Origin of the sequence: Achromobacter sp. GbtcB20 (genome assembly GCF_019091095.1) — a bacterium.
Taxonomy (GTDB): Bacteria; Pseudomonadota; Gammaproteobacteria; order Burkholderiales; family Burkholderiaceae_B; genus Achromobacter; species Achromobacter mucicolens.
On sequence record NZ_JAGXJZ010000001.1, the window covers coordinates 222,115 to 246,995 of the forward strand.

Consider the following 24,881-nt stretch of genomic DNA (forward strand, 5'->3'; position numbering starts at 1 on the left):
TGTTGGGAGTTTTTTCATGATCAGCCGTACCCTGCACCGCGCCGCTGGCGCACTGTTCGCCGTTGCCGCGCTCTCGGCTGCCCCGGCCCATGCCGCCGACGCCTGGAAGCCCGCCAAGCCCGTGCGCCTGCTCGTGGGCTTTGCGCCGGGCGGTTCAGCCGACACGCTGGCCCGCCTGCTGGCCGAGCCGCTGTCGGCCCGCCTGGGCCAACCCGTCGTGGTCGAGAACCTGGCCGGCGCCGGCGGCAACATCATGGCGTACCGCCTGAGCCAGGCGCCCGCCGACGGCTACACCATCGGCATCGCCGCCGCCGGTTCCATGGCCATCACCCATGTCCTGAACCCCAAGGGCACGAACTACAAGCCCACCGACTTCACACCCATCACGCTGGCTGCCGTGCAGCCCAATGTGGTCATCGTCAACAAGGACGTGCCTGCCAATAACCTGGCCGAACTGAAGGAATACTTCCAGAAGACGCCGACGGCCACTTACGGCACCGCGGGCGTGGGCATCTCGAACCACCTGATCGCCGAGACCATGCTGTACAAGCTGGGCGTGAAAGTGCCGCACGCCGCCTACCGCGGCGCCGCGCCGGTCATCACCGACCTGCTCGGCGGCCACATCGCCATGACGATGGACAACATCTCGACCGCCGCGCCGCTGGCTTCGCAAGGCAAGGTCAAGGCGATTGCCGTCGCCTCGATCAAGCGCGCCGCCCAGTTGCCCAACGTGCCGACGCTGGACGAGCAGGGCCTGAAGGGCTTTGACATGCCGACGTGGCAAGGTGTCTTCGCGCCCGCCGGTCTGCCCGCTGACGTGCTGGCCGCCTATTACGCCGCGCTGCAGGACGTGCTGAAGCAACCGGCACTCGTCGAGAAGATGGCTGGCCTGGGTTCGGAGCCCGTGACCGGCATGACGCCGGAGAAGTTCAGCGCATTCCTGGACAACGACCGCAAGCAATGGGCGGACATCGTCAAGGCCGCGAACATCAGCCTGGAGCAGTAACGCGCGGGTGGCGGCTTCAGTCGCCATGGTCGCCATGAACGCGATAGTCGCCATAAAGCAAAACGCCAGACCCTTTCGGGACTGGCGATTTTTTGATGCGTGGCGCCGGATAAGCCGGCGCGCGTTAATGCAAGCCGGGGTATCCAAGATGCCCGGTCAGGCTGGCATGCGCGCCGCGATTTCGGCGATAAGCCGGCGTGCGGCGTCCAGCTTGTTGCCGGCAGGCAGCGGGTGGGTGCCTTGGGCATCGAACAGCACCAGCTCTGTGGTGTCGGCGTCCATTACCTTGTGCGCCAGATTGCCCACCAGCAGCGGAATGCCCTTGCGCGTGCGCTTGGCTTCAGCGTGCTCGGCCAGCTTTTCGGTTTCGGCAGCAAAGCCGACGCACCACGGACCGTTCTCAAGCTTGGCCACTTCGGCCAGGATGTCCGGATTGGGTTCGAATTCCATCACCGGCGCGCCGCCGCCTTCGCTGGTTTTTTTGAGCTTTTGCGTGCTGACGTTTTTCACGCGCCAGTCGGCCACGGCGGCCACGGCAATGAAGATGTCCGCGTCGCCCACGCTGGCCATGACGGCGTCGTGCATCTGGCGGGCGGTCATGACAGGCAGGGCGGTCACGCCGCGAGGAATGGGCAGGAAGGTCGCGCCAGTGATCAGCGTGACGCGGGCACCGGCTTCGCGCGCGGCGCGCGCCAGCGCGTAGCCCGTCTTGCCGGATGACCGGTTGCTCAGCACGCGCACCGGATCCACGGGTTCGGACGTGGGGCCGGCGGTCAGCAGCACGTGGCGGCCGGCAAGCAGCTTGGGCTGAAAGAAGGCGATCAGGTCGGTCAGGAGCTCATGCGCTTCCAGCATCCGGCCATCGCCGGTCTCGCCGCAGGCCTGTTCGCCCGCTGCGGGTCCCAGCACCGTGACGCCGTCGCCGCGAAGGGTTTCGACGTTGCGCTGTGTGGCCGGGTTGGCCCACATCTCGCGATTCATGGCGGGCGCCACCAGCAGCGGACAGGCACGCGCCAGACACAGCGTGGACAGCAGGTCGTCGGCCAGTCCGTGCGCCACCTTTGCCATGAAGTCGGCGCTGGCGGGGGCGATCAGCACGGCGTCCGCGCCGCGCGTCAGGTCGATGTGCGCCATGTTGTTGGGCACCCGGGCGTCCCAGGCGTCCACAAACACGGGGCGGCCCGACAGCGCCTGCATGGTGACGGGCGTGATGAAGTGCGTGGCCGCCTCGGTCATCACCACGTCCACCGTGGCGCCTTGTTCGGTCAGGCGCCGCACCAGCTCGGCGATTTTGTAGCAGGCGATGCCCCCGGTCAGGCCGAGGACGATGCGTTTGCGGGCGAGATCGAGCATGAGGGCAGGGCGGCGGGTTCAGCGCCGTGTAATCGAGGAATTGAAAGGGATTTTATTCTGCATTGCGGCAACGCGCCGTTCGTCATGGATTAGAGGGGGCATCAATGCAGACGAAAACCGCTGGAAACGAAAGGGGGGCAACATGCCCCCCTTTTGTCATGCTTGCGGCTTGCGGGCGCGCAGCAGTTCGTCCAGCACCAGCAGCACCGCGCCGCAGGTGATGCCGACGTCGGCCAGGTTGAAGGCAGGGAACTGCCAGTCGTTCCAGTAGAAGAGCAGAAAGTCCACCACGTGGCCATACACCACGCGGTCGATGACGTTGCCGATGGCGCCGCCCAGGATCAGCGTCAGCGCCAGGCAAAAGCGCGGCTGGCCGTGCGTGCGGCGCAGCATCCAGACGATGACCACCGCCGCCACGCAACCAAGGCCGGTGAAGAGCCAGCGCTGCCAGCCTTCTTCGGAGGCCAGGAAGCTGAAGGCTGCCCCGCGGTTGAACACCAGCGTGAAGTCAAAGAAAGGCAGGATGTTGACGCGCTCGCCGTACTGGAAGGCCGTGTTGAAGTAGATCTTGGTCAACTGGTCCAGCACGATGATCAGCAAGGCCAGCGCCAGCCAGCCGCCCACGCGCGCCGGCGCGGCGCGGGCGGGGGCGGCGTCCGTCACCCCGTGTTCGGAGGGGCGGGTCATGTTCAAGCCTTGTCGCGGGCTTCGCCCGAGCCGAACAGGTTGGACACGCAGCGGCCGCAGATCTCGGGATGATCGGCGTCCTGGCCCACGTCAAGGCGCCAGTGCCAGCAGCGTTCGCACTTCTTGTGCGCCGACGGCGTGACCTCGATACGGGTTTCGCCTTCGCCAGCGTGCACGGTGGCGCGCGAGACAATCAGCACGAAACGCAGGTCGTCGCCCAGGCTGGCCAGCAATTGCTGGTCTTCGCCGTTGGCGTACAGGTCGACCTCGGCTTGCAGCGACGAACCGATGTCGCCCGCCGTGCGCACTTCTTCCAGCTTGCGCTGGACCTCGGCGCGGATGGCGCGCAGGCGCGCCCACTTGGCCGTCAGCGTCTCGGCGTCGGCAAACGGCGGCAGCACGTGATAGACCTCGGTGAAGATCGTCGTGCGGGCCGCATCGGCCTGGTTCTTCAGGGCCGAGGCCGCCAGTTCCTTCCAGGCCTCTTCGGCCGTGAACGACAGGATGGGCGCCATCAGCTTGAGCAGCGTCTGCGTCACATCCAGCAGGGCCGTCTGCGCCGAGCGGCGCGCGCGGCTGTCCGGCGCGGACGTGTACAGGCGGTCCTTCAGGATGTCCAGATAGAACGCGCCCAGGTCTTCGGAGCAGAAGGTCTGCAGGCGCGAGACGGCCGGATGGAAATCGTAGCGCTCGTAGTTCGCTTGAACTTCCGCCTGCATCTGCGCCGTCATGGCGAGCGCGTAGCGGTCGATCTCGAAAAGCTCGCCGTAGGGCACCGATTGCGACACGGCGTCAAAGTCGGCCAGGTTGGCCAGCAGGAAGCGCAGCGTGTTGCGGATGCGGCGATAGCCTTCCACGACACGCTTGAGGATTTCGTCCGAGATGGAGAGCTCGCCGGAATAATCGGTGGACGCGACCCACAGACGCAGGATTTCGGCGCCCAGGGAATCGGACACCTTCTGCGGGGCAATCACGTTGCCGACCGACTTGCTCATCTTGCGGCCCTGGCCGTCCACCACGAAGCCGTGCGTCAGCAGGGCCTTGTAGGGCGGCTGGCCGTAGAGCATGCAGCCGGTGAGCAGCGACGAATGGAACCAGCCGCGATGCTGGTCCGAGCCTTCCAGGTAGAGGTCGGCGGGCCAGCCGAGTTCGGCGCCGTGCGAGCCGGCGAATTCGCCGTCCTTGCCGCCCAGCACCGTGGCGTGCGTGCTGCCCGAATCGAACCACACGTCGAGCGTGTCGCGGTTCTTTTCGTACTGGTCGGCTTCGTCGCCCAGAAGCTCGCGGGGATCGAGCGCCTGCCAGGCTTCGATGCCGCCTTGTTCCACGCGCTGCGCCACCTGTTCAAGCAGCTCGGACGTGCGCGGATGCAGCTCGCCGGTTTCCTTGTGGACGAAGAACGCCATCGGCACGCCCCACTGGCGCTGACGCGACAGGGTCCAGTCCGGGCGGTTGGCGATCATGGCATGCAGGCGGGCGCGGCCCCAGGCAGGGTAGAACGCCGTGGCGTCGATGCCGGCCAGCGCCGTTTCGCGCAGGGTCGGGTTGCCGTCCTTGGGCGCGACGTCCATGCCGGCGAACCATTGGCTGGTCGCGCGGTAGATGATGGGCGTCTTGTGGCGCCAGCAGTGCATGTAGCTGTGCTTGTGCTTTTCGACGTGCATCAGCGCGCCGGCTTCCTTGAGGGCCTCGACGATCTTGGGATTCGCGTCCCAGATCGACAGGCCGCCAAAGAGCGCCAGACTCTCGACGTACTTGCCGTCGCCCATGACCGGGCTGATGAAGTCGGTGTCCTTCATGCCGTGCTCCTTGCACGACATGAAGTCCTCGATACCGTAGGCAGGCGCCGAGTGCACCACGCCAGTGCCGGAGTCGGCCGTGACGTAGTCGCCCAGGTAGACGGGCGCCTTGCGGTCGTAGGCGGCGTTGAACTGCGCCAGCGGGTGGCGGAATTCAATGCCCGACAGCGCCTGACCAGGCGCCGTGGCGATGACTTCGCCTTCGAGCGCCCAGGACTTCAGGCAGTCTTCGACGCGTTCCTTGGCGATGAGCAGAAGGGGGCCGAACTTGGGCGGGGTTTCGGACGTGACCCGCACCAGCGCGTATTCGATTTCCGGATGCACGTTCAGCGCCTGGTTGGACGGGATGGTCCAGGGCGTGGTCGTCCAGATCACGATGGCGCCGTCTTCGACCGATTCCAGGCCGAAGGCCTTGGCCAGTTTGGCGGGTTCGGCAAACGGGAAGGCCACGTCGACAGCCGGGTCCACGCGATCGGCGTATTCCACCTCGGCTTCGGCAAGCGCCGAACCGCAGTCGAAACACCAGTTCACGGGCTTTAAGCCGCGGAACACATAGCCCTTGTCCAGGATACGGCCCAAGGCGCGGATCTCGTCGGCCTCGTTGCTGTAGTTCATCGTCATGTACGGACGATCCCATTCGCCCAGCACGCCCAGGCGCTTGAAGTCCTTGCGCTGGCGGTCGATCTGCTCGAGCGCGTAGGCCCGTGCCTTGGACTGCACTTCCGCCACGGGCAGGTGCTTGCCGTACTTCTTTTCGATCTGGATCTCGATGGGCATGCCGTGGCAGTCCCAGCCCGGCACGTAGTGCGCGTCGTAGCCGGCCATGTTGCGGCTCTTGACGATGATGTCCTTCAGGATCTTGTTGACCGCGTGGCCGATGTGAATGTCGCCGTTCGCATAGGGCGGGCCGTCATGCAGGACGAAGCGGGGCCGGCCGCGGCTGGCCGCACGGATCGCCTGGTAGACGTGGTTTTCCTCCCATTGCGCAATCCAGGCGGGCTCGCGCTTGGCGAGGTCGCCCCGCATGGGGAAGGGAGTATCGGGCAGGTTGAGGGTCTTTTTATAGTCCATGAACGGCAAAATAGGCGCGCGCGTTTCGCGCGTCTTCGGCGATGGCGGCAGTCAGGGAAGGGAGATCAGGAAATTTTTCTTCGTCCCGCAGCTTTTGCAGGAATTCGACGCGTACGAGTTTACCGTATGCGTTGACGGTCTCATCGAGCAAGTGTGACTCAAGCAGCACTCTGCCGCGGTCTTCGACCGTCGGCCGCACGCCCAGGCTTGCCACCGCAGGCAGCGCGCGGTCGGCCAACCCGTGAACCTGCACCACGTAGATGCCCGAACGCGCGGCGCATCTTTCCGCCACCCGGAGGTTCATCGTGGGATAGCCCAGGGTCCGGCCAAGCTTCTGGCCATGGATGACGTGGCCGCTGATATGGAAGGGGTGTCCTAGCAGATGACGGGCGCGCTCCAGGTCGCCCACCGCCAGCGCGGTGCGGACCTCGGAGCTGGAAATGCGGTGGCCTTGTCGGTCCGTGACATCGGCCAGCGTCTGGACCTCGAAACCATGCACCATGCCGGCCTCGCGCAGCAGATCGATGTCGCCGCTGCGCTTGTGCCCGAAACGGAAGTCCTCGCCCACCAGCAGCCATTTGGTCTGCAAGCCCTGCACCAGCAGGTGTTCGATGAAAGCATTGGCCGACATTTCGGCCAGCCGGGCATTGAAGCGCTCGACCACGACCTGCGTGATGCCGTAGCGTGCCAGCGCGGCCAGCTTGTCGCGCAGCCCGGAAATGCGGGTCGGCGCCAGCTCCGGACGCTGGTTCAGGGTGGCGAAATACTCCCGCGGGTGCGGCTCGAAGGTCATCACGGCCGGCGTGAGACCGCGTTCGCGGGCCACCTGGCAGACGCGGGCAAGCATGGCCTGGTGGCCGCGATGGACGCCGTCGAAATTGCCGATCGTCAGCGCGCAAGGGGCGCGCCGGTCGGGCGGGGGCAGGGATCGGTAGATACGCAGCGATGGTTTCACGAGCGAGAGTTTACAATTTTGGATTACGGGTTTGTTCGTATCCCGCCAGCGTCCTCTCGCGCCGGCGCTTCCGCGCTGCGCGCGCGGGCCCTTTTCCGATGCCGGATCACGGGGGCGGACCCGCCCGATTTCCCTTGGAATTCTTCATCTTGCCGGAAATATCTTCTATCAAGCGCCGCCTCGTCATCCTGATCTCGGGACGGGGCAGCAACATGCAGGCGCTGGCCGAGGCCTGCCGCGACGAATCCTGGCCAGCGGAAATTGCCGCTGTCATCGCCAGCCGTCCCGACGCCGCCGGCCTCGAATGGGCTGCCGGGCAGGGTATCCCCACGGCCGCCCTGTATCACAAGGACTACGCCAGCCGCGAAGCCTTCGACACCGCGCTGGCTGCCGAAATCGACCGGTACGAGCCCGACTACGTCATCCTGGCCGGATTCATGCGGGTGCTCACGCCCGGTTTCGTGAATCACTACGCCGGCCGCCTGGTCAACATCCATCCTTCCTTGCTGCCCGCGTTTCCGGGGCTGCATACGCACGCCCAGGCCCTGGCGACGGGCGTGCGAGTGCATGGCTGCACCGTGCACTTCGTCACCCCGGTCCTGGACCACGGCCCCATCATTGCCCAGGGTTGCGTGCCGGTTCTGGCCGGCGACACCCCGGAGTTGCTGGCCGAGCGCGTGCTGGCCGTCGAACACCAGGCTTTTCCGGCTGCGGTTCGCTGGCTGGCCGAAGGCCGGGTTACCCTGACAAACGATCACCGCGTGGCCGTCCAGGGCGACCCCGTGCGCCTTTTTTCCTGGACGCCGGCCGTCTGAACGGCCTGAAAAGCATTTATCGGGCGCGAGCGCCTGCGCCCCACTGGACTACACCATGACCAAACCCCAATCCACGCGTTCCCGGCTGGCCGGCTCCTTCGGCGCCGCCACGGAAGGCCGCGACGGCCGATCCTTCTTCTCCCGTCCCAAGGGCGACGCCCGCAAGCCGGCGCCCCGCGACCGGTCCGAATCCGGCGACCGCGCCCGTGACGATCGCGGTGGCGATCGCGGCGGCTACGGCCAGGAGCGCGGCGAAGCCCGCGGTGGCGACCGCAATTCGTACGGCCAGGATCGCCGCGAAGGCCAGGGCCGCCCGGATTCGCGCTCGTCCTTCGGCGGGCCGCGTGGCGAAGCCCGCGGTGGCGACCGCAATTCGTACGGCCAGGATCGCCGCGAAGGCCAGGGACGCCCGGATTCGCGCTCGTCCTTTGGCGGCCCGCGTGGCGAAGGCCGCGGCGGCGACCGCAATTCGTACAGCCAGGATCGCCGCGAAGGCCAGGGCCGCCCGGATTCGCGCTCGTCCTTCGGCGGCCCGCGCGGCGAAGGCCGCGGCGGCGACCGCAATTCGTATGGCCAAGATCGGCGCGAAGGCCAGGGCCGTCCGGATTCCCGCGCGTCTTTCGGCGGCCCGCGTGGCGAAGGCCGCGGTGGCGACCGCAATTCGTACGGCCAGGACCGCCGCGAAGGCCAGGGCCGCCCGGATTCCCGCTCGTCCTTCGGCGGCCAGCGCGGCGAAGGCCGTGGCGGTGACCGCAATTCGCACGGCCAGGACCGCCGCGAAGGGCAAGGCCGCCCGGATTCCCGTTCCTTCGATTCCCGTGCCTCCAGCGGTCCACGTGGCGAATACCGCGGCGGCGATCACGCCCCGCAAAAGCCCCAATCCAACCGCCCGCGCCTCTCGCACGGCGCCATCCGCATCGACCAGGTGCAGCGCGTGCTGGGCGAGATCCTGCAATGGACCTATCCGGCCGACGCTGCGCTGTCGCACTGGCTGCGCCACCACCCGAACCTGGGCGCGCGCGACCGCTCCGAAGTCGCAGAGGCCGTTTATGACGTGCTGCGTCACCTTCGCCGCTACCGCCAGTACGCGGAAAGCGGCGTCGGCCCCGCTTCGCGCCGCCTGGCCATCCTGGGTCTGAATGCCACGGTGGGCGCAGAACCCCTGCAAGAGGGCATGGACGCGGCCGAAGCCGAATGGCTGCAGCGCGTGTCGCGCATCGACGTGGCAACCTTGCCCCGCGCCGTGCGCGGCAGCATTCCCGATTGGCTGGACGAGCGTCTGAGCGCCATGGAAAGCCCGGACACGCTGGTCGAGGCCTTGAACCGTCAGGCCAGCCTGGACTTGCGCGTGAACCCGCTCAAGACCGAGCGCGACGCCATGCTGGCCGAACTGCAGCAAAGCGCGGGCCGCTATGAGCCGACGGCGATGCCTTTTTCGCCGTGGGGCATCCGCATGCAAGGGCGACCCGCCATCAACCGGTGGCCCCAATTCGAGAACGGCAGCATCGAAGTCCAGGACGAAGGCAGCCAGTTGCTCGCGCTCCTGGTCGCTCCCCGGCGCGGTGAGATGATCATCGATTTCTGCGCGGGCGCGGGCGGCAAGACGCTGCTTCTAGGCGCGCTGATGCGTTCGACCGGCCGTCTGTACGCCTTTGATGTTTCGGCGGCCCGGCTGGCGCGCGCCAAGCCGCGTTTTGCGCGCAGCGGCCTGTCGAATGTCGTGCCGGTGGTGATCGACAATGAAAACGATGCGCGCGTGAAGCGCCTGGCAGGCAAGGCGCAACGCGTGCTGGTCGATGCGCCCTGCAGCGGCATCGGCACCCTGCGCCGCAATCCGGACCTGAAATGGCGTCAGCACCCCGAGGCGCTGGCTGAACTGGGTCAGCTTCAAGAGCGCATCCTGAACAGCGCGGCGCGCTGCGTCGCGCCCGGCGGGCGCCTGGTCTACGCCACGTGCAGCCTGTTGGCCGAAGAGAACGAAGTCCAGGCCGACCGGTTCCTCGCCAGCCATCCGGATTTCGAACGCGTGGACGCCGCCGAAATCCTGGGCGCCCGGTGCGAGACCTTGAAGCTGGAAGGTCCTTACGTGCAGTTGCGCCCGGACGTGCACGGCACCGACGGGTTCTTTGCCGCCGTGTTTGAGCGCAAAAAGAAGGCAGCGGCTTCCGGTGCCGCGGAAGCTTCGGAAAGCGCCGAAGACGCCAAGGAGGCGGAGTTTGCCGAGCCGGTGGCCGCCGAGGAAGCCGGCGCCGAAACGGCCTTACAGGAGGAAGCCGGCGTCAAGGACCCGGCGTGACGCCTACCGTCGCGCTGTAGCGGCGGGTTCCGATCGTCTTGTTCTGGTACTTCACTTCCCAGGACAGGGTGTCGGAGCCCGGCCGGTCGGCCTGGTAGACCACCTGTGCCACCGGCACCGACTTGTAGGCGCAGCGCCCGGAATCGTTGGATTGTCCGCGCGTCTGCAGGATGCTGGCCTTGCCCAGCGTCGGCATCTGGGTGATCGCGACGCGCGGCGCCCGCAACGCCAGGCAGTCCGAACCCCGGATCTCGTAGTAAGAGGCCAGGACGGCAACGTCTCCGGACTTCAGCGTTTGCGCCTGGGCAGAGGCCGAAAACCCCACGCCAAGCGTGGCGAGGGCGATGAAAAAACGGTGACGCATTAGATTCAGGGGCATTAGTGGGACAAAAGAGACAGTTTTGGGGCGCGACGGCGGGCAGTGTGCACGGCTATCGTGGCGTCTTCAAGACGGCGGGCTTGCCTGACTGGAACTTTAATCGCCAAATGTAGCCAAAACCCGGTGCCGTTGCGAAAGTCGCAGCTCTCCCTCCCGGGGGGCGTGGACACCGGAATGGCGCCATTGAAGGCTCTGCGTGCGCCCAAAGCGCCGCGAGCGCGGCTTTTTTGGTCAAAACCGCGGCTTAGTCCTTGATTTCTCTCAATAACTATTTTGAAACTAGATTGTCATCAGACGGCTAAGGTAAGCTAAACTTTCAGCCACTTCTCATGCGAGGCTCATAACAGCTTTATGGATTACATCCTCTCCTTCATTGCCGGCGGCCTGACCCAAGCGACTTGGTGGCAGATCGTCGTTTTCACTTTGGTCGTGACGCACATCACGATTGTTGCGGTCACGGTTTTTCTCCATCGCAGCCAAGCGCACCGCGGTCTGGATCTTCATCCGGCTGTCATGCACTTCTTCCGCTTCTGGCTCTGGATGACGACCGGCATGGTCACCAAGGAATGGGTGGCCATTCACCGCAAGCATCACGCCAAATGCGAAAAAGAAGGTGACCCGCACTCGCCCATGCTGTTCGGCATCTGGAAGGTGCTGTTCCGCGGCGCGGAGCTGTACCGCGAAGAGTCGAACAACAAGGAAACCATGGCCAAGTTCGGCCACGGCACGCCTGACGACTGGCTCGAGCGCAACGTCTACAGCAAGCACAGCCTGTGGGGCGTGCTGACCATGCTCGCCATCGACATCGCCCTGTTCGGCGCCATCGGCGTCACAGTCTGGGCTGTCCAGATGGCCTGGATCCCCTTCTGGGCCGCCGGCGTCGTCAACGGCATCGGCCACTTCTGGGGCTACCGCAACTACAACAGCCCGGACACCAGCACCAACGTGTTCCCGTGGGGCATCGTGATCGGCGGCGAAGAGCTGCACAACAACCACCATGCCCACGGCACGTCCGCCAAGTTCTCGGCCAAGTGGTATGAGTTCGACATCGGCTGGTGCTACATCAACATCCTGAAGTTCTTCGGCCTGGCCAAGATCAAGAAGGTTGCGCCCAAGCTCAAGCTGGACGACTCCCGCACGGGCATCGACCTGCGCACGCTGCAAGGCGTGATCACGCACCGCTACGAAGTCATGGCCCGCTATGCGGACGTGATCAAGAGCGCCGCCCGCGAAGAGCTGGCCAAGCTGAAGGCCTCGCGCCAGGAAGGCAACGCCGAGTGCGGCTACACCAAGCTGCACAGCGTGCGCCGTGCCATCCACCGCAACGAAGAAATCCTGCAGCCCGAGCAACTGGCTGCCGTGGACAAGGCCATTGCCCAGAACAAGTCGCTGTCGACGCTGGTTCAGATGCGCCGTGAACTCGGCCGCATCTGGGAAAGCTCCAGCGCCAGCAGCGAACAACTTCTTCATGACCTGCAGGCCTGGTGCCAGCGCGCCCAGCAAAGCGGCATCGCTGGGCTTGAGCAGTTCGCTCAACATCTGCGCCGCTACGCGGCATGATGCTAGAGAAGCTCAATCCTGAACAACGCGCCGCAGTAACGTTAGAACCGCAGCACGCCCTGGTCTTGGCCGGGGCGGGCAGCGGCAAGACCCGGGTGCTCACCACCCGCATGGCCTGGCTGATTCAAACCGGCCAGGCTTCGCCTTTTGGGCTTCTGGCGGTCACGTTCACCAACAAGGCAGCCCGCGAGATGCTGGCGCGCATGTCGGCCATCCTGCCGATCGATACGCGCGGCCTCTGGATCGGCACGTTCCACGGCCTTTGCAACCGCATGCTGCGCGCGCATCACCGCGACGCCGGCCTGCCGCAGAGCTTTCAGATCCTGGACGTCACGGACCAGCTTGCGGCCATCAAGCGCCTCATGAAGGCCAACGGCGTGGACGACGAAAAGTACCCGCCCCGCGATGTGCAGCGCTTCATCAACGGCGCCAAGGAAGAGGGCCTGCGCCCCGCCGACGTCGAAGCCTACGACGCGCACCGCCGCCGCCTGATCGAGATCTACCAGCTCTACGAAGCGCAGTGCCAACGCGAAGGCGTGGTCGACTTTGCCGAGCTGCTCCTGCGCGCCTATGAGCTGCTGTCGCGCAACGCGCCCGTGCGCGAGCACTACCAGCGCCGGTTCCGCCACATCCTCGTCGACGAGTTCCAGGACACCAACACGCTGCAGTACAAGTGGCTTCGCCTGCTGGCGGGCGGTGGCGCGGCCATCTTCGCCGTGGGCGACGACGACCAGTCCATCTACGCCTTCCGCGGCGCCAACGTCGGCAACATGGCTGACTTCGAGCGCGACTATGCGCATGGCACCGTGATCCGCCTGGAGCAGAACTACCGCTCGTACGGTCATATCCTGGATTCGGCCAACGCGCTCATCGGCCACAACTCGGGACGCCTGGGCAAGAATCTCTGGACCGACCAGGGCGAGGGCGAACCGGTGCGCGTCATCGAGCAGCCGTCCGATGGCATGGAAGCGCAGTGGATCGTGGACGAGATCCGTTCCCTTATCCATGAAGGCAGCGACCGCCGGGAAATCGCCGTGCTGTATCGCAGCAACGCGCAGTCGCGCGTCATCGAGCACGCCATTTTCTCGGCCGGCATCCCGTACAAGGTGTATGGCGGTCTGCGCTTTTTTGAGCGCCAGGAGATCAAGCACGCGCTGGCCTACCTGCGCCTAATGGCCAATCCGCACGACGATACGTCGTGGATGCGGGTGGTCAATTTCCCGACGCGCGGGATCGGGGCACGTACGCTCGAACAACTGGCCGATGCCGCACGCGAGCACGACACCAGCCTGTATGGCGCGGTAGCGCGGGTTGCGGGCAAGGGCGGATCCAATCTGGCCCAGTTCGCGCAGCTGATTCATCGGCTCATCGAAGAAACCCGCGAGCTGCCGCTGCCCGAAATGGTCGAGCACATGCTCGAGGCCAGCGGCCTGAACGCCCATTACAAGGCCGAGCGCGAAGGCGCCGAACGGCTGGAAAACCTGAACGAACTCATCACGGCCGCGGCGGTGTTTGCGTCCGAGGAAAACTACGACGGCATGCCCGCCGGCCAGGTGCCCGACGGTGACACGTCCTCCACGCTCATGCCGGGTGTGGTGGACGCGCCTGCGGTTGCAGGCGACAACCTGACGCCCCTGGCCGCGTTCCTGTCGCATGCGGCGCTCGAGGCCGGCGACAACCAGGCCCAGCAAGGCCAGGATGCCGTCCAGCTCATGACGGTGCATGCCGCCAAGGGCCTGGAATTCGACGCCGTGTTCATCACCGGCCTGGAGGAAGGGCTGTTCCCGCACGAGAACAGCATCCTCGAGCCGGCCGGCCTGGAAGAAGAACGCCGCCTCATGTACGTGGCGATCACGCGCGCGCGGCAGCGCCTGTACATCAGCCTGGCGCAAAGCCGGATGCTGCATGGCCAGACGCGATACGCCATGCGCTCGCGCTTTCTGGATGAAATTCCCGAGCAGCACCTGAAGTGGCTGACCCCCAAGGCCGGGCTGGCCCCGGTCAGCGCGACAGGTGCAGGGTGGGGCGGCGGCAACCGTGGCGATGCCTTTGGCCGCAAGCCGACCAACACCATTGCGCCGCGTCAACCCCGCGGTGTCGCTACCGGCGTCACGGTGGGCGACAAGCAGTATCGTGTGGGGCAGGGTGTGCGTCACGCGCGTTTCGGCGACGGCACGATCATCGGCCTGAGCGGCGCGGGACAGGACGCCCAGGCGGAAATCCACTTCCGCGATGTCGGCGCCAAGACCTTGGCGCTTGGCATCGCCAAGCTCGACATTGTTCAGGGTTGACACATATGGCCAACAACGATTCCCCCAAAGCCGAGCTGGCGTCCCTGCGCGCCGAAGTCGACGAGATCGACCAGCAGATCATGCTGCTGCTGGGTGTGCGGTTCCGTTGCACGGACATGATCGGCGAACTGAAAACCAACCACGGGATGGATCTGGTGGACCCCAGGCGCGAGGCCCAGCAGGTCGAGCGCATCCGGCGCCTGGCACTGGAAGCCGGCGTGCCGCCCGATCTGGCCGAGACCATCCTGCGCGAAGTGATCGACACCGTGATCGACAACCACACCCGCCTGCGCGAGCGTCCTTACTCGTGACCGCAGGCGCGCGCCCGAGGCCTGTCAAGGCAAGTGCGCGGTTATAGGCCAGCCGAAAACAGCTAGCCCAAAAAAACCGGCCCCAATTCGGGGCCGGTTTCTATTTGAAGCCCGCTTAAATGTGGGCCACTTCTTTTGGGTCAGGCTTCGCTCTGGTCGATCTCTTCCAGCGAGCCCTGCAGCTCCAGCCACTGCTCTTCCAGTTCCCCCATGCGCTTGCCGTGTTCGCCGTGGTCCGCCATGACCTTCTGGCGTTCGGCGCGACGCGCGTCGGAATACAGGTCCGGATCGGCGATCACCGCGTCCAGGGCCGCGAGTTTGCTCCGCAGTTTTTCCATCTCGGATTCCACCTTGGCCAGCTTGGACTCCAGCGGCTTGCGCAGGGCGGACAGGCGTTGCCGCTGTTCGGCTTCGGCGCGGCGCTGCGCCTTGCGATCGACGACGGGGTCACTGCCGTTTTCGGCGCTTTCCCGTGCCTCGGCGCGTTCGTCCGCATTGCGCGCGGCCAGCCAGTCGCGGTAGTCCTCCAGGTCGCCGGCGAACTCCCGCACCGCGCCGTCCGCCACGATCCAGAAACTGTCCACGGTAGTGCGCAGCAGATGGCGATCGTGCGACACGAGCAGCATGCTGCCGCCGAAGTCTGCCAGGGCGGTGGCCAAGGCCTCGCGCGTCTCGACGTCCAAGTGGTTGCTGGGCTCGTCCAGCAGCAGCAGGTTGGGTTTTTGCCAGACGATGAGCGACAGCGCCAGGCGCGCCTTTTCGCCGCCCGACATCGGGCCGACCTTGCTGGTGACGGTATCGCCCGAGAAACCGAAACCGCCCAGGTAATTGCGCAGTTCCTGCTCGCGCGCCTCGGGCGCCAGGCGGGCCAGGTGCGCGATTGGCGTGCTGTCCACGTCCAGCATGTCGAGCTGGTGCTGGTGGAAGTATCCGATCGCCAGACCGCGCGAGGCGCGGCGCTCGCCGGCCTGCACGGGCAGTTCCTCGGCCAGGGTCTTGATCAGTGTGCTCTTGCCGGCGCCGTTGGCGCCCAGCACGCCCACGCGGCTGCCCGCGCGAACCATCAGCGTCACATCGCGCAGGATGGGCACGGCATTGCCCTCGGCGTCCGTGTAGCCCGCCGACAGATGCTCAAGCGTCAGCAGCGGATCGGGCACCTGGTCGGGTGAGGGGATGCGAATGTCGATGCCGGCTTCCGCTTGCAGCGGCGCCAGCACCTGCATGCGCGCCAACGCCTTCACGCGGCTCTGCGCCTGCTTGGCCTTGGACGCCTTGGCCTTGAAGCGGTCGATGAAGCCTTGCAGGCGGGCCGCCTCGCGTGTCTGGCGGTCGTAGGCGATGCTGGACTGGCGCAGGCGCTCGGCGCGCTGCGTCAGGAAGTCGCCATAGCCGCCGCGATACCGCGTCAGCTTGGCATGGTCGAAATGCAGGATCGACCGCGCGACCGCGTCCAGGAATTCGGTGTCGTGGGAGATCAGCATGACGGTGCCTTCATAGGCGGCCAGCCATTTCTCCAGCCACAGCATCGCGTCCAGATCCAGGTGGTTGGTGGGTTCGTCCAGCAGCAACAGCTCGGACGGAGCCATCAGCGCGCGGGCCAGCGCAAGGCGCATGCGCCAGCCGCCCGAAAAGCTCTCGACCGGTTGCGTCCATTCGGCGGGCTTGAAGCCCAGGCCGGCCAGGAGTTGCTCGGCACGGGAGGCCGCGCTCCAGGCGCCGGCTTCCACCAGCGCGGCTTCCACTTCGGCGATCTGCGTGCCCTGGTCGTCGGACAGCGCCGCGCGCTGCGCCTGCAATGCGCGCAGATGCGTGTCGCCGTCGATCACGAACTCGCGGGCAGGGCGGTCGTCCGCGTGCAGTTCCTGCTCGACGCTGGCGATGCGCCAACCGGCGGGCAGCGACAAGGTGCCGGCGTCTGCGTCCAGCGCGCCGGTCAGCAGCGCGAACAGCGAGGACTTGCCCGCGCCGTTCTTGCCCACGATGCCTACCCGTTCCCCCGGGTTCACGACAAATTCGGCGCCGTCCAGCAGCACTTTCGTGCCGCGGCGCAGGGTCAATCCGTTGGCGCGTATCACAGGCTCAGTTGCTCGCGGGTAAGCAGCAGCAGCTGGTCCGAGGCTTCCTCGGTGTCCAGCCAGACGGGCGACAGCTGCGGGAAGGCGGCCTCGAAGAAATCGCGCTCATGGCCGATTTCAAGCACCAACACGCCGTTCTCCGACAGGTATTGCGGGGCGGCTTGCAGGATGCGGCGCACGAGGTCCATGCCGTCGTCGCCGCCGGCAAGCGCCAGTTGCGGTTCGTGCAGGTATTCCTGCGGCAGAGCGCGCATCGAGCCGCTGTTCACGTAGGGCGGATTGCAGACGATCACGTCATATTCGCGCGCGGGCAGGGCATCAAAGAGGTTGCTTTCGTGCAGGTCCAGGCGGTCGGCAAGCCCGTAGTCGTCGACGTTGCGGCGCGCGACTTCCAGGGCGTCGGGGGACACGTCCACCGCGTCCACGTGCGCGTACGGGAAGGCCAGCGCCGCCAGGATCGCCAGGCAGCCGGAGCCGGTGCACATGTCCAGCACGTTTTCCACGGCCAGCGCATCCTGCACCCACGGCGACAGCCCCTCGTCCAGCAGCTCGGCGATCGGCGAGCGCGGCACGATCACGCGCTTGTCCACGTAGAACCGGTGGCCGCGAAGCCAGGCTTCGTTCGTCAGGTACGCGGCGGGCACGCGCTCGGCCACGCGACGGTCCAGCAGGTCCAGCACACGCTCGCGCTCTTCGCACACGACGCGTGCATCCAGGAACGGATCCAGCGTGTCCAGCGGCAGGTGCAGCGCGTGCAGGGTCAGGTAGACCGCCTCGTCCCAGGCATTGTCGCTGCCATGTCCCAGCGACACCTGGGCGCCGTTCAGGCGCGAGACGCCGTAGCGGATCAGGTCGCGCACGGTCTGCAGTTCGTCGCGGGAGGTTGCGTTCGTATCAGGCATTCAAATCACAGTCCCAGGGGGAAAACGGAAAAACGCCCCCTGAAAGGGGGCTGGAAAGCGTGCGCGGCGGGACTGGCGTCCCGCCGGCGCGGGCATCATGCGGGCAGCAGCAGGTTTTCCAGCGTGCGCCGATAGATGTTCTTGAGCGGTTCCAGCGAGGCGACCTCGATGCGCTCATTGACCTTGTGGATCGTGGCGTTGCCGGGGCCGAACTCGATGACTTGCGGGCAGATCTTGGCGATGAAGCGGCCGTCCGACGTGCCGCCGGTGGTCGACAGCTCGGCGGTCACGCCGGTTTCCGCGTGGATCGCCTGCACCAGCGCGTCGGTCAAGGATCCGCGCGGGGTCAGGAAGGGCTCGCCGCCCAATTCCCAATCCAGCTCGTACTCCAGGCCGTGCTTGCCCAGCACGGCGTGAACCTGCTGCTTCAGGCCTTCAGGCGTGCTGGCCGTGGAAAAGCGGAAATTGAACAACGCCACGGCCTCGCCGGGCACGACGTTGGTCGCGCCCGTTCCCGAGTTCAGGTTGGACACCTGGAACGTCGTGGGCGGGAAATACTCGTTGCCCTGGTCCCATTCAATGCTGACGATCTCGGCCAGCGCCGGCGCAAGCTGGTGAACAGGGTTGCGCGCCAGGTGCGGGTAGGCCACGTGCCCCTGGATGCCCTTGACCGTGAGCTTGCCCGACAAGGAGCCGCGGCGGCCGTTCTTGCAGGTGTCGCCCAGCACATCGCCCGACGTGGGCTCGCCCACGATGCAGTAATCCAGCTGCTCGCCGCGCGCCTTAAGCGCGTCGCACACGATGGCGGTGCCATCGATGGACGGGCCTTCCTCGTCGGACGTGATCAACAGGGCGATCGAGCCGTCATGCTGCGGGTGGGCCGCCACGAATTCCTCGGCCGCCACCACAAAGGCGGCGATCGAGCTCTTCATGTCGGCCGCCCCGCGGCCGTACAGCCAGCCGTCGCGTTCCGTGGGAACGAAGGGATCGCTGTTCCACTTCTCGCGCGGGCCCGGGGGCACCACGTCGGTGTGGCCGGCAAACACCGTCAGCGGCGCGGCGCTGCCGCGCCGGGCCCACAGATTGGTGACGCCGCCCTGCGCGATGGTCTCGCAGGTAAAGCCGATGCGTTCGAGCCGGGCGGCAATCGCCGCCTGGCAGTCTTCGTCCGCGGGCGTGACGGAGGGACGGGCGATCAGGTCCTTGACCAGATCCAGTACGGCCGAATTGCTCATCAAGCCCTCAGCAGGTCGTTGATGCTGGTCTTGGCGCGGGTCTGCGCGTCGACACGCTTGACGATCACGGCGCAGGCCAGGCTGTGCGTGCCGTCGGCCGAGGGCAGCGAGCCCGGCACCACGACCGAACCCGAGGGCACGCGGCCGTAGGTGATCTTGCCGGTGGCGCGATCGTAGATCTTGGTGCTTTGCGACAGGAACACGCCCATGGCCAGCACCGAGTTCTCTTCGACCACCACGCCTTCCACGACTTCGGAGCGCGCGCCAATGAAGCAGTTGTCTTCGATGATGGTGGGGTTGGCCTGCAGCGGCTCAAGCACGCCGCCAATGCCCACGCCACCCGACAGGTGGACGTTCTTGCCGATCTGGGCGCACGAGCCGACGGTGGCCCAGGTGTCGACCATCGTGCCTTCGTCGACGTAGGCGCCGATGTTCACATAAGAGGGCATCAGCACCACGTTGCGGGCGATGAACGAGCCGCGGCGGGCCACGGCCGGCGGCACCACGCGATAGCCGCCTTGCTTGAACGCGTTGTCGCCGAATTCCGAGAACTTGAGCGGCACCTTGTCGTAGAACTGCAGCGGCGCCTGGCCCATGATGGCGTTTTCGTTCAGGCGGAAGGACAGCAGCACGGCCTTCTTGATCCACTGGTGCACGACCCAGTCGTCATTGATCTTCTCGGCCACGCGCAGGCGGCCCAGGTCCAGCCCGTCGATGGTGTGCTCAACGGCTTCGCGCACTTCGGCGCTGGCGTCGGTGGGCGACAGGTTGGCCCGGTTCTCCCAGGCTTGTTCAATGGTGGTCTGCAGGTCGAGAGTCATAGCGGCTCAGCTTTTAAAGGTTGGTCAAACAGAAGTATGTACAAAATGGGCGATGCGCTCGGCCGCCTGCACGCAGTCGGCCAAGGGCGCCACCAGGGCGATGCGGATGCGTCCCTGGCCCGGATTCATGCCGTGCGCCTCGCGCGCGAGGAAGCTGCCTGGCAGCACGGTAACACCGGTACGGCCATAGAGGTCGCGCACGAACGCCGTATCGGAACCGGGCGTTGCCGCCCACAAATAAAACGAAGCCTGCGGCCGCGACACATCCAGCACCTTTTGCAGGATGGGCAGCACCGCGTCGAATTTCTCGCGGTACTGGCGGCGGTTTTCCTTCACGTGCGCCTCATCCGTCCACGCGGCAATGCTGGCCGCGGACACGATGGGGCTCATCGCACTGCCATGATACGTGCGATACAGCAGAAACCGGCCGATCAGCGCCGCGTCGCCCGCCACGAAGCCCGACCGCAGGCCCGGCACATTGGACCGCTTGGACAGGCTGGAGAACACCACCAGGTTGCGGTAGTCGTCCCGCCCCAGACGCCGCGCCGCCTGCAAACCGCCCAGCGGGGGATCGCCCTCGTCCAGATAGATCTCGGAATAGCATTCATCCGACGCAATCACGAAACCATGACGGTCCGACAGCTTGAACAGCGTTTCCCAATCTTGCAGCGACATCACGTTGCCGGCAGGGTTGCCCGGCGAGCACACGAACACCAGGCGCGTCTTCTTCCAGATGTCTTCGGGCACCTGGTTCCAGTCGCTGCCGAAATTGCGTACCGGATCGGCGTTGACGAAGTAGGGCGTCGCGCCCGCCAGCAGCGTGGCGCCTTCGTAGATCTGATAGAACGGGTTGGGGCAGATCACCACGGAACCGGCCGCGGGATCGATCACGGTCTGCGTGAACGCAAACAGCGCCTCGCGCGACCCCAGGGCCGGCAGCACTTGCGTTTCGGCATCGGGCGCCGGAATGCTGTAGCGGCGCGACAGCCACTCCGAAATTGCCCGGCGCAGGGCCAGATCGCCCTTCGTGGACGGGTAGACGGAAAGCCCGGCCATGCCGTCGCGAATGGCTTGCGCCACGCGTTCAGGCGCGGCGTGCTTGGGCTCGCCGATCGACAAATTGATGGGCGTAATGCCGTCCGGCTGCGAGCTGGCAGAAGCCAGCAACGCGCGCAATTTTTCGAACGGGTAGGGGTGCAGGGCATCGAGGCGCGGATTCATGACGCAAGATTTTAACAAGCAAGCTACAATAGCGGGCTTGGCCTATTGCGAAGGTGGCGAAATTGGTAGACGCACCAGGTTTAGGTCCTGACGCCGTAACAGGTGTAGGGGTTCGAGTCCCCTCCTTCGCACCATCAAACTTCCCGTGTTTTCAGTGATTTAGGTTTCGGCCCTATCATTTCAGGGATATTTGGCCAAATCTTCCGGCTCAACCCACGTTCCCCCCGAGCCGTCCTCCGTCTTGCCGCCGTCCGCGAATCCGCATCCGGTACTGACGTTTATTGCGCGCCGCTGAACTGCCCGACTGCCAGGCTTGCTTGCCTCGCGTCCATTCCATGGTTCGCGTACACCCGCCCGCCGCCTCAGGGCTCCGCCGCCGCGCCTCACCCACGTCCGACCCGTTCGTGAAAGAACACGACATGATTTCCACACTGATATACCGCAGCCGTGCTGTCGACACCATGAATGCGCAGGATCTGACCGATCTGTTGACGCCCGCCCGTGCGCGCAACGCCGCATTGGACGTGACCGGCATCATGCTCTTTGACGGTGTGCACTTCGTGCAGCTGCTGGAAGGGCCCGATGAAGCGGTATCGCACCTTTTCGATTCGATACGGCGCGACGACGCCCACAAGAACGTCGTGCTGCTGATGCAGGACCAGGGGCCGGCCCGCCGGTTCGGTGGTGATGCGATGGCCTTGCTTGATCTGCGCGAGCTCGACCCGCAAGCGGTGTCCTCACGCATTCTTGCCAAAATGACAGTTTCCGCCCGGCTGGCGCGTGGAGACGACCGGGTCGTGAAGATCCTGGGCTGGTATGCCGCCGCGCGGGGGACCGATCATATCGTCGAGGGCGAGGATGCTGCCCGCTGGCGGTTTGCGGCGAGCGGCGCGGCTGCGATCCATGAAGACCCCGCAGCGCCCGCCCGCGCGTATCCCTTTGCACTGCAACCGATCGTCGATCCCATGCGGCGCGAGGTCACATCCTTCGAGTTCCTGATCCGCGGCAGATCCGGAGAATCCCCCGAACAGATGTTCGCCAGTCTCGATCCCGCTCAGCGTTACCGCGTCGATCTGGAATCGAAAGCCGCGGCATTCGAACTGGCGCGGCGGTTGGGTCTGGACAATGTGAAGCTGTCGGTCAACCTGCTGCCGATGTCGCTGATCGAAGACCCGTCGGCGGTCAGCCGCCTGGTGGATCAGATTGCGGCCTGCGATCTCTTGCCGCAGCACGTGATCGTGGAAATCACCGAACAGGAAGCCATTGAGAGCCCGTTCGCCTTCAGGGACGCGATCGCGCGCCTGCGCCGGGCAGGCATCGGGGTCGCGATCGATGATTTCGGGGCAGGGTTCGCGGGCCTGTCGTTGCTGGCCGAATTCCAGCCGGACAAGCTCAAGATCGACCGGCAGCTCATCCAGAACATTCATCTGGACGGCCCCCGCCAGGCGATCGTTTGCGGCATTGCGCGCGCTTGCAGCGCCATGGGCATCACGCCCGTCGCGGAGGGCGTGGAACGGGTCGAGGAATGGTGCTGGCTCCAGGCCGCCGGTTTCGAACGCTTTCAGGGCTATCTGTTCGCAAAGCCCGCCCTGAATGCAGTGCCCGACGTGCGGTGGCCCCAGCGCGTTCAGGCGGATTGACGCTTTTTCGGTGTTGGGACGGCGTTCTCAGCCGCCGTCACCGCTTGGCCGCTTTCGGCAACCAGGCGGTAAACCAGGCCGCGGCAGCCAGCGCCGCCAGGATGACGACCGTACCCGCGGTGGCGGTAAACGCCGGCTGCCCGGCGACTTCGGGCGACACGCGTTCCTTCGCGTACTGAAGCGTGAAGGGCCGGCCGGCAAAGATCGAGCCCAGCACGCGTCGTCCCCCCCCGCATCCCCCATCTGTCCGATCCCAGCGCACCCGCCATCCGGCTATTTTGACCATTACCTTCGCGCCCGCCGCGACCTTAGGGCTTCCGATATCGAGGAGTGGTCATGTATTCATTACCCAAGCGTTGCGGCGCGGAGTTCTTCGGCACGTTCTGGCTGGTGCTGGGCGGGTGCGGCGCGGCGGTGCTAGCCGCCGGATTTCCGCAGTTGGGCATCGGATTCTTGGGCGTGGCGCTGGCGTTTGGCCTGACCGTCCTGACGATGGTCTTCGCAGTGGGTCACATCTCCGGCGGGCACTTCAATCCTGCGGTCACGGTGGGGCTGGTGGCGGGCGGACGCTTTCCCGCCAAGGAAATCCTGCCGTACGTCATCGTGCAGGTGCTGGGCGCGATTGCGGCGGCGGCGGTCCTGGCATGCATTGCAAACGGCAAGCTGGGCTTTGACCTGCGGGCAAGCCACTTTGCCGCCAATGGCTATGGCGCGTATTCACCCGGCAAATACACATTGCTGTCCGCGCTGGTGACCGAATTGGTGCTGACAGCCGGCTTTATCTTCGTGATTCTTGGCGCGACCAGCCGGCGCGCGCCGGCGGGCTTTGCCGCCATTCCCATCGGCTTCGCGCTGACTCTCATCCACCTCATCAGCATCCCGGTCACCAACACGTCGGTGAATCCGGCGCGGTCGACCGGGCCGGCACTTTTTGTAGGCGGCTGGGCGCTGGAGCAATTGTGGCTGTTCTGGGTGGCGCCCATCGTGGGCGCGATCATCGGCGCGGTGGCCTACCGGCTGGTCAGCGATCCGGCGCTCGAGCGCGCATGACACGTCCAATCCGCATCGCGCGCGTGATTTAGGGCTACCGCGGGCAGGAAAATGGGGCCAGCCAGATGATGCGGCGGTGAGGCAGGTTGTACATTACGCACTATCACCTGCCTTACCTTTACAGGATTCCCATCATGACCGCCCCAGAAGTCGTAATTTCCTCCTCGATCGCCTGCGCGAACGATCGGCCTTTCGTGCTGTTCGGCGGCATCAATGTCCTGGAATCCAAGGAATTGGCGCTGCGCGCTTGCGAGGAATACCAGCGCGTGACGCGCAAACTGGGCATCCCCTACGTCTTCAAGGCGTCGTTCGACAAGGCCAACCGCTCGTCCATTCATTCGTATCGCGGTCCCGGACTGGAAGAGGGCATGAAGATCTTCGAAGCCGTGAAAAAGGAGTTCGGCGTTCCGGTCATCACCGACGTGCACGAGCCTTGGCAGGCCGCGCCGGTCGCCGAAGTCGCCGACATCCTGCAACTGCCTGCATTCCTGGCCCGCCAGACCGACCTGGTCGTCGCGATGGCCAAGACGCAACGCGTGGTCAACATCAAGAAGCCGCAGTTCCTCAGCCCCACGCAGATGCTCAACATCGTCGAGAAGTTCACCGAGGCCGGCAACGACAAGCTGATTCTCTGCGATCGCGGCACGAGCTTCGGCTACGACAACCTGGTCGTCGACATGCTGGGCTTTGGCGTGATGAAAAAAGTATCCGGCAACCGTCCGCTTATCTTTGACGTGACCCACGCGCTGCAGCAGCGATCGGCCCTGGACGCCGCATCCGGCGGGCGCCGCGAACAGGTGGCCGAACTGGCGCGCGCGGGCATGGCGGTCGGTCTGGCGGGCCTCTTCCTGGAAGCCCATCCCGATCCCAAGAACGCAAAGTGCGACGGTCCCAGCGCCTTGCCGCTGGACAAGCTGGAGCCCTTCCTGACGCAACTCAAGCAGCTTGACGACCTGGTGAAGTCTTTTGCGCCCATCGACATCGAGCCCTGAAGCTGGCGCGGTCACGCCGCGGACGCCAAGCTGTTATACGATCCAGGCCACACATTAGGGAGGCCTGGATGTCTTTGTATGTGATCGTCGCCGTGCGCAAGGAGGCCATGAGTGGCCATATCGCCTACGTGCGCTGGGGGCAGGCTGTGCGCGGCGTTCCCGGGTGGATCTCGGAGCCCACGACGGCGGCAGCCTCCGAAGTCATTGAACTTCTCAAGGAAGGCGCCGAGGTCGAGACCGCGATCAGCGTGGACGGCTTGACCGTCGCATCGCGCGCGGTGCGCGTGCTGGTGGATGCCCGGGGCCGCGAGCATCTCGCGTCCGTCCCGGTGCCCAGCTCCACCTTGCACACGCTGTTCGACCTGCCGGAGTTCTGAGCGGTCTGGCTGCCTGAGTGGCTGCCGAAGTGGCTGCCGTAGTGG

At 65.7% G+C, this 24,881-nt stretch carries 22 protein-coding genes and 1 tRNA gene; 11 read left to right on the top strand and 12 right to left on the bottom strand.

Annotated features, from left to right (window positions below; translation table 11 throughout):
* Positions 1–16 precede the first annotated feature (16 nt).
* Positions 17–1,006 carry a tripartite tricarboxylate transporter substrate binding protein gene (locus tag KVT32_RS01015; RefSeq protein WP_062840704.1) on the top strand — a complete coding sequence of 330 codons (990 nt, stop codon included), beginning with the start codon at positions 17–19 and terminating at the stop codon, positions 1,004–1,006.
* A 156-nt stretch (positions 1,007–1,162) separates the two neighbouring features.
* Here the strand turns inward: KVT32_RS01015 and coaBC are convergent, their stop codons facing one another.
* From coaBC to KVT32_RS01035, 4 genes are all read right to left on the bottom strand, one after another.
* Positions 1,163–2,359, bottom strand: coding sequence for a bifunctional phosphopantothenoylcysteine decarboxylase/phosphopantothenate--cysteine ligase CoaBC (gene coaBC / locus KVT32_RS01020; RefSeq protein ID WP_056324402.1), 1,197 nt, complete (start codon positions 2,357–2,359; stop codon positions 1,163–1,165).
* Between the two features lie 156 nt (positions 2,360–2,515).
* Complete coding sequence (gene lspA, locus KVT32_RS01025) at positions 2,516–3,046, bottom strand: signal peptidase II (RefSeq protein WP_152384776.1); 531 nt, start codon at positions 3,044–3,046, stop codon at positions 2,516–2,518.
* Between the two features lie 2 nt (positions 3,047–3,048).
* A complete protein-coding gene (ileS, locus tag KVT32_RS01030) occupies positions 3,049–5,916 on the bottom strand; it encodes an isoleucine--tRNA ligase (protein ID WP_063955486.1) in 2,868 nt (955 codons plus the stop codon).
* A complete protein-coding gene (locus KVT32_RS01035) occupies positions 5,906–6,871 on the bottom strand; it encodes a bifunctional riboflavin kinase/FAD synthetase (RefSeq protein ID WP_063955488.1) in 966 nt (321 codons plus the stop codon). The genes ileS and KVT32_RS01035 overlap by 11 nt, the downstream gene beginning before the upstream one ends.
* Before the next feature lie 158 nt (positions 6,872–7,029).
* Between KVT32_RS01035 and purN the strand changes: the two genes are divergently transcribed.
* Both purN and KVT32_RS01045 read left to right on the top strand, forming a co-directional pair.
* Positions 7,030–7,686: a phosphoribosylglycinamide formyltransferase gene (gene purN / locus KVT32_RS01040; protein ID WP_172802195.1), complete on the top strand. Its 657-nt coding sequence runs from the start codon at positions 7,030–7,032 to the stop codon at positions 7,684–7,686.
* Between the two features lie 934 nt (positions 7,687–8,620).
* The gene (locus KVT32_RS01045) at positions 8,621–9,982 is read left to right on the top strand and encodes an RsmB/NOP family class I SAM-dependent RNA methyltransferase (RefSeq protein ID WP_152385531.1); all 1,362 of its coding nucleotides are present in this window, start codon (positions 8,621–8,623) and stop codon (positions 9,980–9,982) included.
* Here KVT32_RS01045 and KVT32_RS01050 read toward each other — a convergent pair.
* Complete coding sequence (locus KVT32_RS01050; protein WP_227741253.1) at positions 9,966–10,346, bottom strand: hypothetical protein; 381 nt, start codon at positions 10,344–10,346, stop codon at positions 9,966–9,968. The genes KVT32_RS01045 and KVT32_RS01050 overlap by 17 nt on opposite strands.
* 342 nt (positions 10,347–10,688) lie before the next feature.
* Positions 10,689–10,865: a hypothetical protein gene (locus KVT32_RS32585; RefSeq protein WP_370458371.1), complete on the bottom strand. Its 177-nt coding sequence runs from the start codon at positions 10,863–10,865 to the stop codon at positions 10,689–10,691.
* On the opposite strand from KVT32_RS32585, the gene KVT32_RS01055 reads away from it, so the two are divergent.
* The 3 genes from KVT32_RS01055 to KVT32_RS01065 are packed head-to-tail and all read left to right on the top strand — an operon-like array spanning position 10,785 to position 14,523.
* Positions 10,785–11,921, top strand: a complete 1,137-nt coding sequence (locus KVT32_RS01055) for a fatty acid desaturase (RefSeq protein WP_369818561.1) — start codon at positions 10,785–10,787, stop codon at positions 11,919–11,921. The two genes, KVT32_RS32585 and KVT32_RS01055, sit on opposite strands and share 81 nt — an antisense overlap.
* A complete protein-coding gene (locus KVT32_RS01060) occupies positions 11,918–14,212 on the top strand; it encodes a UvrD-helicase domain-containing protein (RefSeq protein ID WP_056324422.1) in 2,295 nt (764 codons plus the stop codon). Before KVT32_RS01055 ends, KVT32_RS01060 begins: the two co-directional genes overlap by 4 nt.
* Before the next feature lie 5 nt (positions 14,213–14,217).
* Entirely contained in the window at positions 14,218–14,523 is a 306-nt protein-coding gene (locus KVT32_RS01065; RefSeq protein ID WP_056324424.1) for a chorismate mutase, read from the top strand.
* 140 nt (positions 14,524–14,663) lie between these two features.
* Here the strand turns inward: KVT32_RS01065 and KVT32_RS01070 are convergent, their stop codons facing one another.
* The 5 genes from KVT32_RS01070 to dapC all read right to left on the bottom strand — a co-directional run bounded on the left by KVT32_RS01070 (position 14,664) and on the right by dapC (position 20,777).
* Positions 14,664–16,598, bottom strand: coding sequence for an ATP-binding cassette domain-containing protein (locus tag KVT32_RS01070; RefSeq protein WP_217617527.1), 1,935 nt, complete (start codon positions 16,596–16,598; stop codon positions 14,664–14,666).
* Positions 16,595–17,500: a 50S ribosomal protein L3 N(5)-glutamine methyltransferase gene (gene prmB / locus KVT32_RS01075; protein ID WP_152384774.1), complete on the bottom strand. Its 906-nt coding sequence runs from the start codon at positions 17,498–17,500 to the stop codon at positions 16,595–16,597. The genes KVT32_RS01070 and prmB overlap by 4 nt, the downstream gene beginning before the upstream one ends.
* A gap of 95 nt (positions 17,501–17,595) precedes the next feature.
* Positions 17,596–18,735, bottom strand: a complete 1,140-nt coding sequence (dapE, locus tag KVT32_RS01080; RefSeq protein WP_217617528.1) for a succinyl-diaminopimelate desuccinylase — start codon at positions 18,733–18,735, stop codon at positions 17,596–17,598.
* Positions 18,735–19,556 carry a 2,3,4,5-tetrahydropyridine-2,6-dicarboxylate N-succinyltransferase gene (dapD, locus tag KVT32_RS01085; RefSeq protein ID WP_056324432.1) on the bottom strand — a complete coding sequence of 274 codons (822 nt, stop codon included), beginning with the start codon at positions 19,554–19,556 and terminating at the stop codon, positions 18,735–18,737. Before dapD ends, dapE begins: the two co-directional genes overlap by 1 nt.
* A 24-nt stretch (positions 19,557–19,580) precedes the next feature.
* Positions 19,581–20,777, bottom strand: a complete 1,197-nt coding sequence (dapC, locus tag KVT32_RS01090; protein WP_193725302.1) for a succinyldiaminopimelate transaminase — start codon at positions 20,775–20,777, stop codon at positions 19,581–19,583.
* A 47-nt stretch (positions 20,778–20,824) separates the two neighbouring features.
* Here dapC and KVT32_RS01095 point away from each other — a divergent pair.
* Positions 20,825–20,911: transfer RNA gene (locus KVT32_RS01095), tRNA-Leu, on the top strand.
* A 147-nt stretch (positions 20,912–21,058) separates the two neighbouring features.
* On the top strand, positions 21,059–22,417 hold the full coding sequence (locus tag KVT32_RS01100) for a diguanylate phosphodiesterase (RefSeq protein WP_227741252.1): 1,359 nt from the start codon (positions 21,059–21,061) through the stop codon (positions 22,415–22,417).
* A gap of 37 nt (positions 22,418–22,454) precedes the next feature.
* Here KVT32_RS01100 and KVT32_RS01105 read toward each other — a convergent pair whose 3' ends face one another.
* On the bottom strand, positions 22,455–22,634 hold the full coding sequence (locus KVT32_RS01105) for a hypothetical protein (RefSeq protein WP_152384770.1): 180 nt from the start codon (positions 22,632–22,634) through the stop codon (positions 22,455–22,457).
* A gap of 119 nt (positions 22,635–22,753) precedes the next feature.
* Between KVT32_RS01105 and aqpZ the strand changes: the two genes are divergently transcribed.
* The 3 genes from aqpZ to KVT32_RS01120 all read left to right on the top strand — a co-directional run bounded on the left by aqpZ (position 22,754) and on the right by KVT32_RS01120 (position 24,836).
* Positions 22,754–23,467, top strand: coding sequence for an aquaporin Z (gene aqpZ, locus KVT32_RS01110; RefSeq protein ID WP_056324443.1), 714 nt, complete (start codon positions 22,754–22,756; stop codon positions 23,465–23,467).
* A gap of 134 nt (positions 23,468–23,601) precedes the next feature.
* Complete coding sequence (gene kdsA, locus KVT32_RS01115) at positions 23,602–24,459, top strand: 3-deoxy-8-phosphooctulonate synthase (protein WP_128828510.1); 858 nt, start codon at positions 23,602–23,604, stop codon at positions 24,457–24,459.
* Positions 24,460–24,527: 68 nt separating this feature from the next.
* Positions 24,528–24,836 (top strand): hypothetical protein, encoded by a 309-nt coding sequence (locus KVT32_RS01120; RefSeq protein WP_056324448.1) that lies wholly within the window; start codon positions 24,528–24,530, stop codon positions 24,834–24,836.
* The last annotated feature ends 45 nt before the right edge of the window (positions 24,837–24,881 follow it).